Source organism: Gordonia rubripertincta, assembly GCF_038024875.1.
Classification (GTDB): domain Bacteria; phylum Actinomycetota; class Actinomycetes; order Mycobacteriales; family Mycobacteriaceae; genus Gordonia; species Gordonia rubripertincta.
Genome location: NZ_CP136136.1, coordinates 4,922,004 through 4,937,642, shown reverse-complemented (window position 1 = coordinate 4,937,642; position 15,639 = coordinate 4,922,004). Strand labels below are relative to the sequence as shown.

The following is a 15,639-nucleotide window of genomic DNA, read 5'->3' as shown; positions in this document are numbered from 1 at the left end:
CTGCGGAATCCCGCCCGCCGGAACTATTCTGCGAGGGTGCCGCATCCGATCATGTTCGACGACTCCGACCCGGTCCTGGGTCGCGTGCGCGAGATCGCCCTTGCGTTGCCCGACGCCACCGAGGTCGTGGCCCACGGTCGCCCGACCTTCCGATGCGGCAAGATGTTCGCGAACTACGGCGGTGGCCTGAAAGGCGGCAAGGTCCGGTACGACCAGTCGGTCCTTTTCATCCCCGACGAGGCGGAGAAGCCCGCGCTCGAAGAGGACCCGCGGTTCTACGTTCCCGCCTACTACGGCCCCTTCGGCTGGCTCGGCCTGATCCTCGACGACGCCACCGACTGGGACGAGGTCGCCGAACTGCTCGACGCCAGCTACCGGCACGTCGCGCCGAAACGGTCGCTGGCGAAGCTCGACGGCTGACCCTTCGGGACCCGCCTTCCGCAGCTCCGGGCGCCTCAGGGAGCAGCGAGGCGACCCTGTCCGAGCACTCCGATACCCTCGGAACGTGGCAGAAACAACGGAGTCGGAGCGCCCGGCGACCGAGCAGTCGGGACCCGAGGGAGACCTTCGCGAGCAGTGGACCGAACTCGCCGAGGAAATCCGCGAGCATCAGTTCCGCTACTACGTGAAGGATGCGCCGGTCATCACCGACGGCGAGTTCGACGCGCTCCTCCGACGCCTGCAGGATCTCGAGGAACGCCATCCCGAGCTCGCAACCCCCGATTCGCCGACCAAGCTGGTCGGCGGCGGTTTCTCCACGGCATTCTCCCCGGCCGACCATCTCGAGCGGATGATGTCGCTGGACAACGTCTTCGACTATGACGAGATGACCTCGTGGGTCGAGCGCGTCAACTCCGACGCCGGCGTCAAGGCCGAGTTCCTCTGTGAACTCAAGATCGACGGGGTCGCGCTCGCGCTGGTCTACCGCAACGGTGTCCTGGAACGCGGTGTCACCCGCGGGGACGGGCGCACGGGCGAAGACGTCTCGCTCAACGCCCGCACCATCGAGGACATCCCGCAGCGCCTCACCGCCTCCGACGAGTACCCGATCCCGCACGTCCTCGAGGTTCGCGGCGAGGTCTTCTTCCGGGTCGAGGATTTCGAGGCGCTCAACGCATCGCTGGTGGCCGACGGCAAGCCGCCCTTCGCCAATCCCCGCAATTCGGCGGCCGGCTCGCTGCGGCAGAAGAATCCGCAGGTCACGGCCCGTCGCAGACTGCGGATGATCTGTCACGGTATCGGGCACACCGAGGGCTGGCGACCAGCATCGCTGCACGACGCGTACCTCGCGCTGGGTGCGTGGGGACTCCCCGTGTCGACCCACACCACCAAGGCGTCGGACGCCACCGAGATCCTGGACAAGATCTCCTACTGGGGTGAACACCGCCACGACGTCGAGCACGAAATCGACGGCATCGTGGTCAAGGTCGACGACTTCACCCTGCAGCGCCGCCTCGGTTCCACCTCGCGCGCGCCGCGCTGGGCGATCGCGTACAAGTACCCGCCGGAGGAGGCCACCACCAAGCTGCGCGACATCCAGGTCGGCGTCGGTCGCACCGGCCGCGTCACGCCTTTCGCGGTTCTCGAACCGGTCCTCGTTGCCGGGTCCACCGTGTCCCGCGCGACCCTTCACAACGGCTCGGAGGTCAAGCGCAAGGGCGTGCTCATCGGCGACACGGTGACCATTCGCAAGGCCGGCGACGTGATTCCCGAGGTGCTCGGTCCGGTCGTCGACCTGCGCGACGGCTCCGAGGTCGAGTTCGAGATGCCCGAACGCTGCCCGGAATGCGGTACGCCGCTGCGCCCGGAGAAGGAATCCGACGTCGACGTCCGGTGTCCGAACCAGGAGAGTTGCCCGGCGCAGTTGCGGGAGCGGCTATTTCATCTCGCCGGTCGTGGATCCTTCGATATCGAGGCTCTCGGTTACGAGGCCGCGACCGCGCTGCTGACGGCGAAAGTGATCCGCAACGAGGGCGACCTGTTCTCCATCACCGCCGACGACCTCGCCCGCACGGAACTGTTCACGACGAAGGCCGGCGCGTTGTCGGCGAACGGCAAACGCCTGCTGGCCAACCTCGACAAGGCGAAGGACGTGGCGTTGTGGCGAGTGCTGGTGGGTCTGTCGATCCGCCACGTCGGTCCCACTGCTGCGCGTGCGCTGGCGACCGAATTCGGTTCGCTGGAGGCCATCGAATCCGCCGACGTCGAACAGTTGGCGAACGTCGAGGGGCTCGGTATGACCCTCGCGCAGTCGATCCACGACTGGTTCACCGTGGGCTGGCATCGCGAGATCGTCGAGAAGTGGCGCGCGGCAGGCGTTTCCATGGAGGACCAGCGCGACGACTCGATCGCGCGAACGCTCGAGGGCAAGACCATCGTCGTGACCGGATCGCTGGTGGACTTCTCCCGTGACGGCGCCAAAGAGGCGATCCTGCAACGCGGTGGCAAGGCTTCGGGGTCGGTGTCGAAGAAGACCGACTACGTGGTCGTCGGCGATTCGCCGGGAAGCAAGGCCGACAAGGCCGAACAGCTCGGCGTCCCGGTCCTCGACGAGGACGCGTTCAAACGACTGCTGGAGACCGGCAGTTCGGACTAGACGCGGTCACCGCCAGATGCGACCGGCAGATATGCGGCGACTTACCGTCCCCCTGAGGGTGGAACGAGGGCAAGGTGCCCCCCGTGGTGACCGAGGGGGACGCATTGTCACGGCGTGGGCGGTTGATGCTCACTGCCACGAACAGCGGGCAGCGTCAACCATTGAGCGCCTTCTCGAACGCGCGGTACGCCCGTGGGTCGAACAGCACGAACCGGATCTCGGTCATCGTGGTGTCCGTGGATCGGACCGTTTCGACGGCCCGGTGTGCGCCGTCGTCCATCGGCCAGCCGTAGACGCCGGTCGAGATGGCCGGGAAGGCGATCGTCGTCGCACCCAATTCGTCTGCCACGCGCAGGGATTCGCGGTAGCAGGAGACCAGGAACTCGGAGCGGTCCTCGTCGTGGGAGTGTACCGGCCCGACCGTGTGGATCACCCAGCGTGCGTCCAGGTCGCCCGCGGTGGTCGCGACCGCCTCGCCGACGGGGAGTCCGCGTCGGTACCGACCGGCCCGTAGCTCCTTGCATTCGGCGAGGATCGCCGGACCGCCACGGCGGTGGATGGCGCCGTCGACCCCGCCACCGCCGAGGAGCGTCGAATTGGCGGCGTTGACGATGGCGTCGACCGTCTGGAGGGTGATGTCTCCCTGCACGAGTGTGATGGAGGTCATGGCTCCATCATCGCGCTATCCGTCGGCGCGCAACACCGTACTGACGATGCCTGCCAGATAGCCGAGCCGTGCGACCTCCGAGGGACGGAAGTCGGGTCCGCCGATGCGGCCGAGCAGGACGGCCTTGTCGTTGGAACCGATGGGTGCGGCGGCGAGACGGGTGTCCATCTCCTGCCAGGCGCCCGGCACCCAGTCACCCTCGGCGTCGAGCTGCGCCGCATGTTCCAGCGGCAGCCAGTCGGCCCTGGTGAGCGGGGTTTCCGGGGCTCCGGAAGAACCGAACAGTTGGAGCACGCCGCCGCTGGCCTTGGTGATGACCATGGCCCACGACACCCGCAGCACGCGCGGGGCGTTGTCGACGAGGACCTGGAGTCGATCGTTGCGGGACGCCGTGGCGACCTGGTCGACGAGCTCGAGTTCGCGGTGTGTGTCGAGCACACCGGAGTACGGGCGGATCGAGTCGACGCGAACGCCGTTGACCTTCTCCGCGGCCGTGATCAGGCTGTCGGGCAGCGAACCCGGCGGGACCTCCACGACGAGATCGTCGACGGCGTAACCGTTGCCGCGTTCGACCACTTCGAGAGACAGGATGTCCGCACCGACCGAACCGAGCTGCACGGCGAGCACACCGAGACTGCCGGGACGGTCCTCGAGGTGGACGCGCAACAGGTAAGACACGTGGGCCATTCTCGCACTCGTGAGGATTGCGCGCGCACCGCCGGGGGAGGGTCGGACCGGGCCCGGGCACGCAAACGGTGGCTGGAGTGAGTCGGGTCGGTGCGTTCCCATAGGCTGGAGAGGCACATCTGCGCCGCTCTGGCGTCGCGGTGGGCGACATGGCCGTGCAAATGATGGTGAGAAAGGACGCTGACGGTGGCTGGCGAACCGAAGTCCATATCGCGTGAAGAGGTCGCGCACCTGGCGCGATTGTCGCGACTGGCGCTGAGCGAGGACGAACTCGATGTCTACGCCGAGCAGCTGGACTCCATCCTGACCCACGTCGCGTCCGTGTCGGAGGTGGCCGCCGACGACGTACCCGGCACCGCGCATCCGGCCGAGCTCGCCAATGTGCTGCGCCCCGACGTGGTCGTGCCCGGTCTGAGCACCGACGCCGCGCTGTCCGGTGCGCCGGCCGTCGAGCAGGACCGTTTCGCCGTTCCGCAGATCCTGGGAGAAGAGCAGTGAGCCCCGCGTCGCACGCCGCAGCGCCTCGTCCCGCCGGTGACCTGACCGGCCTGTCCGCCGCCGAACTCGCCACCAAGATCGCGACCCGCGAGGTCAGCTCGGTGGAGGTCACGCAGGCCCACCTCGATCGCATCGCCGAGGTGGACGGCGAGCTCGGAGCCTTCCTGCACGTCAGCGGCGCCGAGGCGCTCGTCGCCGCCAAGGCCGCCGATGACGCGATCGCCTCGGGCGACGCCGTGTCGTCACTCGCCGGTGTGCCGATTGCACTCAAGGACGTCTTCACCACCACCGACGCCCCCACCACGTGCGGCTCCAAGATCCTCGAGGGATGGGTTCCGCCCTACGACGCCGCGGTCACCGAACGTCTGCGCGCCGCGGGCATCCCGATCCTCGGCAAGACCAACATGGACGAGTTCGCCATGGGCAGCTCGACCGAGAACTCCGCCTATCAGCTGACCCGAAACCCGTGGGACCCCACCAAGATCCCGGGTGGCTCGGGTGGCGGCAGCGCCGCGGCACTCGCTGCGTACGAGGCGCCGCTGGCGATCGGCACCGACACCGGTGGCTCGATCCGTCAGCCGGCCGCGGTCACCGCGACCGTCGGCGTCAAGCCCACCTACGGAACCGTGTCGCGCTACGGGCTCGTCGCCTGCGCGTCGTCGCTGGACCAGGGCGGCCCTTGTGGCCGTACGGTTCTCGACACCGCGATGCTGCACGAGGTCATCGCCGGACACGACCCACGCGACTCGACGTCCATCAACGTCCCGGTGCCCGACGTGGTCGCCGCCGCCCGCCAAGGCGCCGAGCAGGATCTGAAGGGCGTCAAGATCGGTGTCGTCACCGAGCTGCAGGGTGAGGGCTACCAGTCCGGTGTGCTCGACTCGTTCCACCAGGCCGTCAAGCTCCTCGAAGAGCGCGGCGCCGAGGTCGTCGAGGTCAGTTGCCCGCACTTCACCTACGCGCTCGGCGCGTACTACTTGATCCTCCCGTCCGAGGTGTCGTCGAACCTCGCACGCTTCGACGCCATGCGGTACGGTCTGCGCGTCGGCGACGACGGTTCGCATTCGGCCGACGAGGTCATGGCACTGTCCCGCGAGGCCGGTTTCGGCCCAGAGGTCAAGCGCCGCATCATGATCGGCACCTACGCACTTTCGTCGGGCTACTACGACGCCTACTACGGCCAGGCCCAGAAGGTCCGCACGCTGATCTCGCGCGACTTCACCACCGCCTTCGAGAAGGTCGACGTGCTGATCTCGCCGACCACGCCGACCACCGCCTTCCCGATCGGGGAGAAGGTCGACGACCCGCTGGCGATGTACCTGTTCGACCTCTGCACCCTGCCGGTGAACCTGGCCGGGATCGGGTCGATGTCGGTGCCGTCGGGTCTGTCCGAGGACGACGGAATGCCGGTCGGCCTGCAGATCATGGCGCCCGCACTCGCCGACGACCGGCTGTACCGGGTCGGCGCATCGTACGAGGCGGCTCGCGGCGCGATCATCTGACGTCTCTGCAACCCATTTGTGGTGGGTCTGCGAGGTCATCGCGGCACATCGCTGACCGCACGCGCCTGCTCGACCCCGTAGCGATGGCCGACGCCGGTGGGGCCGTCGAGTGCGGCCAGCAGGTCGACGCTGGTCTGTAGGAAGCTGACCACCGGCAGCCACGGGACCTGGGGTACCTGCCGACCGCCGAGCACTATCTCCGCGGGTTCGCTCGGGGGACGCCACAACGAACTGAGTGACCAGCGGACCACCGGATCGCTGCGATTGGCGACGACCACCCGCGGTGTCGCCGACACCTCGGCGACCGTCCCGGCCGGCGGCGCGGTCAGGACCGTCTCCGCGAGGAGGTCCGGGTGATTGTCCTCGAGCCAGATCCGGGCGGCGTCGGCCCCGATCGCGCCCAGGCTCTGGCCGTACAGCACCAGTCGGGGGCGGTCAGGTTCGGGCCGGCTCTCCAGGGCCTTCGCGACCTCGCCGACCAGCGCGATCGACGAGTCCGTTGCCGCCGCGTCGTCGGAGATGAACGCCTTCCACGACGGGACGCCGGCGTAGGGGAGTGTCAGGATTCGGACGTCGCCGCCGAAGCGGTCGACGAAGCCGGCCACCGCGGCCTGGTCGACCCAGCCCGATCCGGTGGGTACGGCCACGATCACCGCCTCTGCCGAAAGCCCGTCGTCGGCCACCCACGACTGAACCAATTGTGTTGCCGGACGCCGGAATTCCGGGGCCGAGAGTTCGCCGCGCAACAGCGTCCCGGATTTGGAGACGATGACGGTACCCGGCAGCCGTTGTCCCTCGTCGGCGCCCGCGGACGCGGGAGTGAGAAGGCCCGCGGTGAGGGCGACCGCCGACGCCGCGATGACTGCGGTGACGCGGGGGATGGCTACGATCGCTGCGACCGCTGTGAGCGGTGCCAGTGTTGCCCCGGCCCACCAGTCGGGGCCGGCCGGCCCCGCTCCGACGGCGGCACGGATCAGGTTTTGCCACCACACCGCCAGTCCCGCAGCTCCGGCCGCGACGAGCACGCCGACACCGAGGACGACGCGCCGCGATTGCCGGTCCGGTTGTCTTCGGCGGCGGGATGCTCTCCATGACAACAACATTCCGACGACCGCGCCCAGCGCCGTGACGCCGGTCGCCCCGATCGTGGTCGTCAGCGCATCGCGCGGGAGCGTACCGGGAAAGAGGGCGACGACATATGCGACGACGACGCTGACCACGACGACGGGGTGAGGCAGGTGTTGACCGGTGTGCGTCGACGATGCTGCGGGCGAGTACATCACGAAAGCTCCTCGGTGTGGGGATCCCGGTCGACGAGTGCGCGTTCGACCGTGGTGGACACGAGCTGCGGGATCGTTTCCTGGCGGGTGGGAGCTCCGCCGTACTGGCGCCAGGTGTTCCAGGCCAAACCGATCCGTGCCACGCGTGCCGCGGCGTCGCACGCAGGGTTGCTGCATGAGCGCTGCATCGCGTCGGCCAGCATGCGGTCCAGGGCGAATCGCGCCCACGAACCCAGCGGACGACCATTCGCGGCTGCTGCGCGCAGCAGGTCGTAGCCGAGATCATGTGTACGGCAGAGAGGTGTGAACCGGTCGGGGAGCGGTACCGGGGACGAGCAGTCGCCGTCCGGATCGACGGGCACACCGGATACGACGGCCGGTGTGTAACCCATGTGCACGTCGAAGGTCGCGGGCAGGACGTCCATCGTCGTGGCCGGGGCCGGCCCCGTCAGCGCCACGACGGCAGCGGTGTACGGGTTGTCGGCGTCCTCCGGAGAGGGGGCGACCACACTCGCGGTCGAACCGACGTCACCGGCGACCGCGTGCGCCGTCGACATCCACTGCCCGGCAACGAGAACGGTCAGTGTCAGGGCGGCCACCAGCCAATGGAGCGAATGTCGTGGGCTTGTGGGTCCGGTCTGATCAGCGGGTCGAGAAGCGTTGTCCGACGGCCATTTCCGCAGCGGTCCTGGAGTGTTCATGGACAGTGACGCTAGGTAGCGCAACCACCTGGCCACATCGCTCCGACGGGCGGTTCCCGCTCACCGGTGGGGGTGGGCGCGCGGCGCGCTGACCCTACTCGGGAACGAGGGCGTCTCCCCCGAAAGTATGAGGACTGACGGTCTCCGCCGGGCCTAGGGTGAACCTCATGTTCGGTTTACGCAAGCACTTGCGCGCGGCCGGCGGCGACTTCGTCGACTGGGCGTCCACGGCGCCCGTCGCCCAGGACCCCGCGGTGCGCGCCTACTTCTCCAAGCGGGTCAACTGGTTCTTCCTGGTCGTCGCCCTGATCATGTACTCGATCGCCTGGCCGACGTTGCCCGTGACGCATTCCGTACCCACGTTCCTGCTGCCTCTGGTCTCGGCGTTCGCGGCACTGCCGATCGCGCTCGCTTGGTCGGCGCCGCTGGTCGGCTGGGCGATCTCGGTGGTTTCGGCACAGGTCATCGGCTTGATCGTGCCGACGCACGGCGGGTGGGAACTCACCATCCAGGTGACCCACTTCATCGAGTTGCTCGTGCTGACCTTCGTGGTCATGCTCCGCTGTCCGCTGCGGTGGATACCGGTGGTGTGGCTGGCGACCTCCCTCGCCGTCGCCTACGCGGTGCATCCGGCGTGGATCGTGGGCATCTCGGTGCTCGCGGTGGTCGTGGCCCTCCTCCGCGGACTGATGGCGTCGCGCCGTCAGCTCGCCGCCCGCACCAGACAGACCGAAGAGGCCGAGGCGGAGTCCGCGGTGCTGCAGGAGCGTGCACGCATCGCCCGAGACCTGCACGACGTGGTGGCGCACCGGATGTCGATGGTCGTCGTCATGTCGCAGACCGCGCGGTACCGGATCGACGACGTCTCACTCGCTGCCGCAGCCGAATTCGACGCCATCGCCGACGCCGCACGAACGTCGCTCGACGAGGTGCGGCAACTGCTCGGTGTGTTGCGGGTCGAGGGTGCCGAGGTCAGCGCGGTCCCCAATCCGCGCCTGGCGCAGATCGATTCGCTCGTCGCCGAGACCCGGCGCGCCGGCTCCGAGGTCACCCTGAACCGGGAGGTCGACGACGGAATGGTCGGCGAGTCGGCGGCGCTGGTGGTCTACCGAATCATCCAGGAGTCGCTCGCGAACGCCACCCGGCACGCGCCGGGCAGCCGCACCCTGGTGAGCGTCACCCCGGGAGAGCACGGCGCCGTCGAGGTGGCCGTGGTCAATTCGGCCCCGACGGCCGCGCCCCTCGGGATCGGCGGCAACGGCGTCGGCATCCCCGGAATGCTCGAACGTGCGCAGGCAGTTGGTGGTTCGCTCATCGCGGCGCCAACGGTCGAGGGCGGATTCGCGGTGCGCGCGTGTATCCCGGCGACACCGCCTCGCGACGGCGTCCTCCCCGACGCGGCCGCCTCCGTCGTCACGCCGAGAGTCCCCTCCTCGGCCTCCGACCAGTAGCCTGTCACGCGTGCCGATCAACGCGGAACCGCAACAAGCACAGGGCAGCTCCCGCCCCATCACCGTCGTCATCGCCGATGATCAGGCGATGGTCCGGCAGGGCTTCTCGGCTCTGCTCGCCGCCCAGCCGGACCTGTCCGTGCTCGGCGACGCCGCCGACGGCGTGGAGGCGGTCGAGGTGTGCAAGCGGGTGCGGCCCGACGTCGTCCTGATGGATGTGCGGATGCCGCGCAAGGACGGACTGTGGGCCGCCGAGCAGATCCTGTTGGCCGGGCTGGAGCCGCCGACCCGCGTGCTGATGCTCACCACCTTCGACATCGACGACTACGTCTACGAGGCGTTGCGGATCGGCGCGTCGGGGTTCCTGCTCAAGGATGCCCCGGCCGACGAGCTCGTGCGCGCGGTGCGGGTGGTCGCCGCCGGTGAGGCCCTGCTCGCGCCGTCGATCACCAAGCGGCTCATCACCGAGGTGACCGCCCGGCGTCGACGCCCCGCCCGGAACCCGGCGCTGGAACACCTCACGCCGCGGGAGCGGGAGGTGCTCGACCTGGTGGCCGACGGCAAGTCGAACGCCGAGATCGGCGCCGACCTCTTCGTCACCGAGCAAACCGTCAAGACCCACGTGAGTAGTCTGCTGGGCAAGCTCCGACTGCGGGACCGCGCTCAGGCGGTCGTCTTCGCCTACGAGAACGGCATCAAGTGAATTCGTGCTCAGCGGGGAGGACACCCGCGCACTAGATTGGGGTGTGTTCGTCGCGTTCGAGAGGGAGGGTCTCACCACATGGCCAAGAGATTCGGCATTCTCACCTCCGGTGGTGACTGCCCCGGTCTGAACGCCGTCATCCGCGGTGCGGTGCTCAAGGGTGAAACCGTCTACGGTCACGAGTTCGTCGGCTTCAAGGACGGCTGGGCCGGTCTCGTCTACGGCGACATCATGGAGCTGAACCGCTCCACGGTCCGCGGCCTGTCGCACGAGGGCGGCACGATTCTCGGCACGAGCCGCTTCGGGCCCTACACCGAACCCGACGGTGGGCCCGACACCATCAAGAAGGTGCTCAAGAACCTCGGTATCGACGGGGTCATCGCGATCGGCGGTGACGGCACGGCTGCGGCGTCGAAGCGTCTGTTCGACGACGGCATCAACATCGTCGGGGTCCCCAAGACCATCGACAACGACATCGACGCCACCGACTACACGTTCGGGTTCAACACCGCCGTCGAGATCGCAACCGAGGCCATCGACCGCCTGCGCACCACCGGCAACTCGCACAAGCGGTGCATGGTGCTCGAGGTCATGGGCCGGCACGCCGGCTGGATCGCGCTGCACTCGGGTATCGCCGGCGGCGCGCACGTGATCCTCATCCCGGAGAACCCCGAGAGTCTCGACCAGATCTGCGCCTGGGTGACCAGTGTCAAGGCGCGCGGCCGTTCGCCGATGGTCGTCGTCGCCGAGGGGTTCAAACTCCCCGAGATGACGGAGGCGTACTCCACCAAGGGCCTCGACGGCTTCAACCGGCCGCGGCTCGGCGGCGTCGGCGAGGTGCTGGCCCCGCTCATCGAGGAGCGCACCGGCATCGAGACGCGGGCCACCGTGCTCGGCTACATCCAGCGCGGCGGCGTGCCGTCGGCCTACGACCGCGTCCTCGCCACCCGCATGGGCATGGCGACCGCCGACCTGGTCGCCGAGAAGGGCTGGGGTCAGATGGTCGCCCTGCACGGCACACGGATCGACCGGATCACCTTCGACGAAGCGCTCGGGGAGCTCAAGACCGTCCCGCTGGATCAGTACAAGGAGATCCGGGTCATCTTCGGCTAGACCGGCACGACTGCCGCCGGTTCGCGCGGGATGATGATCCACAGCGCGAGGTAGATCAGGACCTGCGGGCCGGGGAGCAGCATCGACAGCACGAACAGGACCCGGACCAGGGTCGGGTCCCAGCCCCAGCGTTCGGCGATGCCGCCGCAGACGCCACCCAGCCAGGCGTTCGAACGGGAGCGCGTCAGTCGCGGGGCGGACGAAGCGGGTTGTGCGGTGGTCATCGGGGTCTCCTGCTGATCGAGGTGGTCGGTGAACTGATGTCTACGACGGTAGGTCCGACGACCCGTTCCTGGCATCGGTGATCACCCTGAACGTTCCCCTGGGATATCGCCGCATAAACTGGCAGCCATGACTTCCGCCGCCGTCGAACTGTTGGAGTACGACGAGGTCATCGCCGCTTTCGATCCGGTGATGGGCCTCGAGGTGCACGTCGAGCTGGGTACCGCGACCAAGATGTTCTGCGGATGCCCGACCGACTTCGGCGCCGAGCCCAATACCCAGGTGTGCCCGGTGTGCATCGGCCTGCCCGGATCGCTGCCGGTCGCCAACGCGAAGGCCGTCGAGTCCGCGATCCGCATCGGCCTCGCGCTGAACTGCTCGATCCGGCCGTCGAGCAAGTTCGCGCGGAAGAACTACTTCTACCCGGACCAGCCGAAGAACTACCAGATCTCGCAGTACGACGAGCCCACCTCCTACGACGGCTACCTCGACGTCCTGCTCGCCGACGGCACCACGTGGCGTGTCGAGATCGAGCGCGCACACATGGAGGAGGACACCGGTAAGTCGCTGCACATCGGCGGTGCCACCGGCCGAATCCACGGTGCGAGCCACTCGCTGCTCGACTACAACCGCGCCGGCGTCCCGCTCGTCGAGATCGTCACCCGACCCATCGTCGGCGCCGGCGACCGCGCACCCGAGGTCGCGCGTGCCTACGTGACCGCGCTGCGCGACCTGCTCAAGTCCCTGGAGGTGTCGGACGTGCGCATGGACCAGGGTTCGATGCGCTGCGACGTCAACCTGTCCCTGATGGCCAAGGGCGCGAGCGAGTTCGGTACCCGTACCGAGACCAAGAACGTCAACTCGCTCAAGAGCGTCGAGGTCGCCGTCCGCTACGAGATGCGTCGTCAGGCCGCGATCCTGCAGGCCGGGGGCGAGATCGTGCAGGAGACCCGCCACTTCCACGAGACCGACGGCACCACCTCCGCCGGTCGCCGCAAGGAGACCGCCGAGGACTACCGCTACTTCCCGGAGCCCGATCTGCCTCCGGTTCAGCCGGATTCGGCGTGGATCGAAGAACTGCGCGCCACGCTGCCCGAGCTGCCGTGGCTGCGCCGTGCCCGCATCCAGGAGGAGTGGGGTGTCTCCGACGAGGTCATGCGCGACCTGGTCAACGTCGGCGCCGTCGACCTGATCATCGCCACCGTCGACGCCGGCGCCTCGCCGGAGGCAGCCCGCGGCTGGTGGGTGTCCTTCCTTGCGCAGCAGGCCAATTCGCGTGGCGTGGAGCTGGCGGACCTGTCCATCACGCCGGCCCAGGTCGCCGAGATCATCGAACTGGTCGACGAGGGGAAGCTGACCACCAAGCTTGCCCAGCAGGTTGCCACCGCGGTGCTCGACGGTGAGGGTGAGCCGAAGCAGATCGTCGCCGACCGCGGTCTCGAGGTCGTCCGCGACGACTCGGCACTGCAGAAGGCCGTCGACGACGCGCTCGCCGCCAACCCCGACATCGCCGAGAAGATCCGCGGCGGCAAGGTTCAGGCTGCGGGCAAGATCGTCGGCGACGTCATGAAGGCCACCCGCGGACAGGCCGACCCGGCGCGCGTCAAGGAACTCGTCCTCGCCGCCTGCTCGTAGACGCCACCTCCGCTGCGAGGCGTGAGGAGCGACAGCGACGACCGGCAGACGTCAGCTCCACCGGCAGACTTCGATCGAAGTCTGCGAGTCGAGCTGAGGTTCGCCGGTCGTCAGCGCTCAGGCGCGGAGGCGCCGGATCAGGTCCGGTCGTTGCCACCGCCCTGCGGGAGGAAGCGGAACACGCGGTCGTCGGTCGGCTTCGGCTCGCCGGCCTGCTTGTTGACCGTGGCCACCTGCAGGAGGCCGTTGGGCAGGGCCGCCATTCGGCCGAGTGCGCCGTAGCGCTTCTCGAGCGCGACGACCGGCGGGGTGATCGTCGGGTCCTCGCGGGTGGGTTCGCGGATTCCCTCGATGCGCTGGGTGCGGGTCGTCGAGACGAAGATGCTGCCGCCCGCGACACCGCATCCGGCGATCTGCGGCTTGTCGGGCCACGTCCACAGCACCTTGGGGCCGCCCTCTTCGATGACCTGTACGCGGTCCTCGGTGGCCGTCTGATCGGCGACGTAGATGGTGCCGGAGGTTTCGTTGGGGCACAGGGCGACCGATGATCCGAAGCCGGAGGCCAGGATTCGCGGCCGCGGGCTGACTCCCGAGGTGAACGAGGTGACCAGCAACAGTTTCCCGGCCAGCGACGACGGGTCCTCAGCGGCCGCGGGATTCCCGGCGTCACCGGTGGCGACGACCAGTTCGGTGGGCGTGCGGAAGTACATCGAACCCATGTTCCCGGTGGCGCCCTTGGGGATTCCGGTCAAGATCGGCTTCGGCACATCGTCGGGCGCCAACCGCACGACGCGGTTGTCCGACGGCGTCGTGATCAGCGCATAGATCAGACGATCCTGGGAGTAGGTGGGGGAGAAGGCGAAATCGATGAGCCCGCCGTCGCCCGACGCGTCGACGGGTGCCTGACCGAGGACCCGTTCGGGGCCATAACGCTTGGTGGTGATGATCTTTCCGGTGGTGCGTTCGGCTACCACCGTGACCTCACCCTGCTCGTCACCGGGCATCACCCCGCCCGTCGACGCGAGGCAGGTCGCGATCACCGCGGGGTCGGGGTCGACGCACGGGCCGGTGGGCGGCGGCTGGGTGTCACGCGGCGTCTCCGGCGGCGGCGTCGGCTCGGCCTGGCCGCTCGGTCGGTTGTTGGGACTGAACGCGCCGGCTTCCCGCTGACGGTCCTGTTCGGTGAAGTTCGCGCAACCGCCGACGGCGAGCGCGATCACCGCCAGAACCGACACCAGCATTCGGCCTGTCGGCCGCCCCTTCCACATGGCGTCCACAGTAATGGTGTGCCGACTCACCCCGCCGGGGTGCGGGGAGCGCACCCCGCGAGCCTCTAGAGTCGGGCTTGTGAGCGAACGCGACACGCCGAGCGACAGGGAGCCCGATACGTCGAGCCCGCCCGCGATGAGCCCGTACGACGAACCGACCGGCCAGATCCCGGTCCAGGATCATCCGCCGACCCCCGCACCGCGGCCCGAGGTCGATCGCGATGACTTCTACACCCGGCACGCACGGCGGCCGGCACCGTTTGCGCGGGTCGACGACCTGGACGACATCGATCCCGGCGACGTGGAGACTCGACAGATCAAGGGGAGTGCGGACAAGCCGCCGGCCGCACCCGTCCCCGAAGCCCCGCGAGTCCTGGAGTCCTCCACGGCCCCGGAACAGCCCCGCACGCCGGAAGCCCCGCGCGCATCGGAGCCCGACGTCGAACCGACCGAGGCATTCGAGCGACGCCCGGCTGCCGGTCCGGTCGGCGACATCCCCGCCGACGACACCGCGACCCGGCCCGAACCTGCATTGCCGCCGGTCGGCACCGCCCGCTACGACTTCCTCGACGAGGACGACACCGCCGGCCGCTACAGCGCGAACACTGCCGATCCGAGCGCCGCGGACACCGCCCTGATCGACGACGAGCCGGAGCGCAAGGGCCTGTTCGGTCGTCGCCGGCACCGGACCCCAGAGGACGAGTACGAAACCAAGTCGGTCGCCGACGACGATCTCGAGGATGCACTCGCGAAGTCCCGGCGCGGCACCCTCGACCTCGGGCTGTTGCTGTTGCGCATCGCGCTCGGTGGCGTCGTCGGCGCGCACGGACTGCAGAAGCTGTTCGGCCTGTGGAACGGGCCGCGTCTCAGCGGTTTCGAGCAGATGCTCGTCGACGGCGGGTTCAACGCCGATTACGCGCAGATCCTCGCCATCGTCGGCGCACTCGCGGAGACGGTCGGCGGCCTCATGGTCATCCTCGGCCTGTTCACCCCGATCGGCGCCTCTGCCATCCTCGGCACGATGCTGACCGCGGCGGCGTATCGGGTGTCCTCGGCCGGCGGTTTCGAATTCTTCGCCGCCGCACAGGGAGTGGAGTACGAACTGTTCCTCGCGACCACTGCGGCCGCGGTCATCCTCACCGGTCCGGGCCTGTACTCACTGGACTACCCGCGCGGTTGGGCACGCCGACCCTTCGTCGGGTCGTTCGTCTGGTTGATCGTGGGTATCGGTGCGGCCGCCGCCGTGTGGATCCTGGCGAACGGGACCAACCCGCTGAACTGACCTCGGCGCACAGACGAAAGTGCGGGGTGCGTGC

General features: G+C 68.7%; 15 protein-coding genes. 9 read left to right on the top strand and 6 right to left on the bottom strand.

Translation table 11 applies throughout. The features are described from left to right. The first annotated feature begins 36 nt into the window (after positions 1–36). Positions 37–420, top strand: a complete 384-nt coding sequence (locus RVF83_RS22485; protein ID WP_005196987.1) for an MmcQ/YjbR family DNA-binding protein — start codon at positions 37–39, stop codon at positions 418–420. An 85-nt stretch (positions 421–505) separates the two neighbouring features. After that, positions 506–2,596, top strand: coding sequence for an NAD-dependent DNA ligase LigA (gene ligA, locus RVF83_RS22480; RefSeq protein WP_005196989.1), 2,091 nt, complete (start codon positions 506–508; stop codon positions 2,594–2,596). Between the two features lie 154 nt (positions 2,597–2,750). Here the strand turns inward: ligA and RVF83_RS22475 are convergent, their stop codons facing one another. Beyond that, positions 2,751–3,263, bottom strand: a complete 513-nt coding sequence (locus RVF83_RS22475) for an O-acetyl-ADP-ribose deacetylase (protein WP_005196991.1) — start codon at positions 3,261–3,263, stop codon at positions 2,751–2,753. Between the two features lie 15 nt (positions 3,264–3,278). Next, positions 3,279–3,950: a hypothetical protein gene (locus RVF83_RS22470; protein WP_005196993.1), complete on the bottom strand. Its 672-nt coding sequence runs from the start codon at positions 3,948–3,950 to the stop codon at positions 3,279–3,281. A 186-nt stretch (positions 3,951–4,136) separates the two neighbouring features. Here RVF83_RS22470 and gatC point away from each other — a divergent pair, with 186 nt between their 5' ends. After that, entirely contained in the window at positions 4,137–4,448 is a 312-nt protein-coding gene (gene gatC / locus RVF83_RS22465; protein ID WP_005196994.1) for an Asp-tRNA(Asn)/Glu-tRNA(Gln) amidotransferase subunit GatC, read from the top strand. Next, on the top strand, positions 4,445–5,950 hold the full coding sequence (gatA, locus tag RVF83_RS22460) for an Asp-tRNA(Asn)/Glu-tRNA(Gln) amidotransferase subunit GatA (protein WP_005196996.1): 1,506 nt from the start codon (positions 4,445–4,447) through the stop codon (positions 5,948–5,950). The genes gatC and gatA overlap by 4 nt, the downstream gene beginning before the upstream one ends. Before the next feature lie 35 nt (positions 5,951–5,985). On the opposite strand, the gene RVF83_RS22455 is transcribed toward gatA, so the two are convergent. Continuing rightward, on the bottom strand, positions 5,986–7,230 hold the full coding sequence (locus RVF83_RS22455; RefSeq protein WP_005196997.1) for an alpha/beta-hydrolase family protein: 1,245 nt from the start codon (positions 7,228–7,230) through the stop codon (positions 5,986–5,988). After that, positions 7,230–7,829: a hypothetical protein gene (locus RVF83_RS22450; protein WP_005196999.1), complete on the bottom strand. Its 600-nt coding sequence runs from the start codon at positions 7,827–7,829 to the stop codon at positions 7,230–7,232. The genes RVF83_RS22455 and RVF83_RS22450 overlap by 1 nt, the downstream gene beginning before the upstream one ends. A 269-nt stretch (positions 7,830–8,098) precedes the next feature. Here RVF83_RS22450 and RVF83_RS22445 point away from each other — a divergent pair, with 269 nt between their 5' ends. The 3 genes from RVF83_RS22445 to RVF83_RS22435 all read left to right on the top strand — a co-directional run bounded on the left by RVF83_RS22445 (position 8,099) and on the right by RVF83_RS22435 (position 11,198). Continuing rightward, positions 8,099–9,382 carry a sensor histidine kinase gene (locus RVF83_RS22445; RefSeq protein WP_005197000.1) on the top strand — a complete coding sequence of 428 codons (1,284 nt, stop codon included), beginning with the start codon at positions 8,099–8,101 and terminating at the stop codon, positions 9,380–9,382. 10 nt (positions 9,383–9,392) lie between these two features. Next, complete coding sequence (locus RVF83_RS22440; RefSeq protein WP_005197001.1) at positions 9,393–10,085, top strand: response regulator; 693 nt, start codon at positions 9,393–9,395, stop codon at positions 10,083–10,085. A gap of 78 nt (positions 10,086–10,163) precedes the next feature. Then, positions 10,164–11,198, top strand: a complete 1,035-nt coding sequence (locus tag RVF83_RS22435) for a 6-phosphofructokinase (RefSeq protein ID WP_005197002.1) — start codon at positions 10,164–10,166, stop codon at positions 11,196–11,198. Here the strand turns inward: RVF83_RS22435 and RVF83_RS22430 are convergent. After that, positions 11,195–11,422 carry a PspC domain-containing protein gene (locus tag RVF83_RS22430; RefSeq protein ID WP_005197003.1) on the bottom strand — a complete coding sequence of 76 codons (228 nt, stop codon included), beginning with the start codon at positions 11,420–11,422 and terminating at the stop codon, positions 11,195–11,197. The genes RVF83_RS22435 and RVF83_RS22430 overlap by 4 nt on opposite strands. Before the next feature lie 127 nt (positions 11,423–11,549). Here RVF83_RS22430 and gatB point away from each other — a divergent pair, with 127 nt between their 5' ends. Next, on the top strand, positions 11,550–13,055 hold the full coding sequence (gene gatB / locus RVF83_RS22425; protein WP_005197004.1) for an Asp-tRNA(Asn)/Glu-tRNA(Gln) amidotransferase subunit GatB: 1,506 nt from the start codon (positions 11,550–11,552) through the stop codon (positions 13,053–13,055). Positions 13,056–13,192: 137 nt separating this feature from the next. Here gatB and RVF83_RS22420 read toward each other — a convergent pair whose 3' ends face one another. After that, positions 13,193–14,296, bottom strand: coding sequence for a PQQ-dependent sugar dehydrogenase (locus RVF83_RS22420; protein WP_005197005.1), 1,104 nt, complete (start codon positions 14,294–14,296; stop codon positions 13,193–13,195). A 106-nt stretch (positions 14,297–14,402) separates the two neighbouring features. On the opposite strand from RVF83_RS22420, the gene RVF83_RS22415 reads away from it, so the two are divergent. After that, a complete protein-coding gene (locus tag RVF83_RS22415) occupies positions 14,403–15,605 on the top strand; it encodes a DoxX family protein (RefSeq protein ID WP_039880232.1) in 1,203 nt (400 codons plus the stop codon). Positions 15,606–15,639 lie beyond the last annotated feature (34 nt).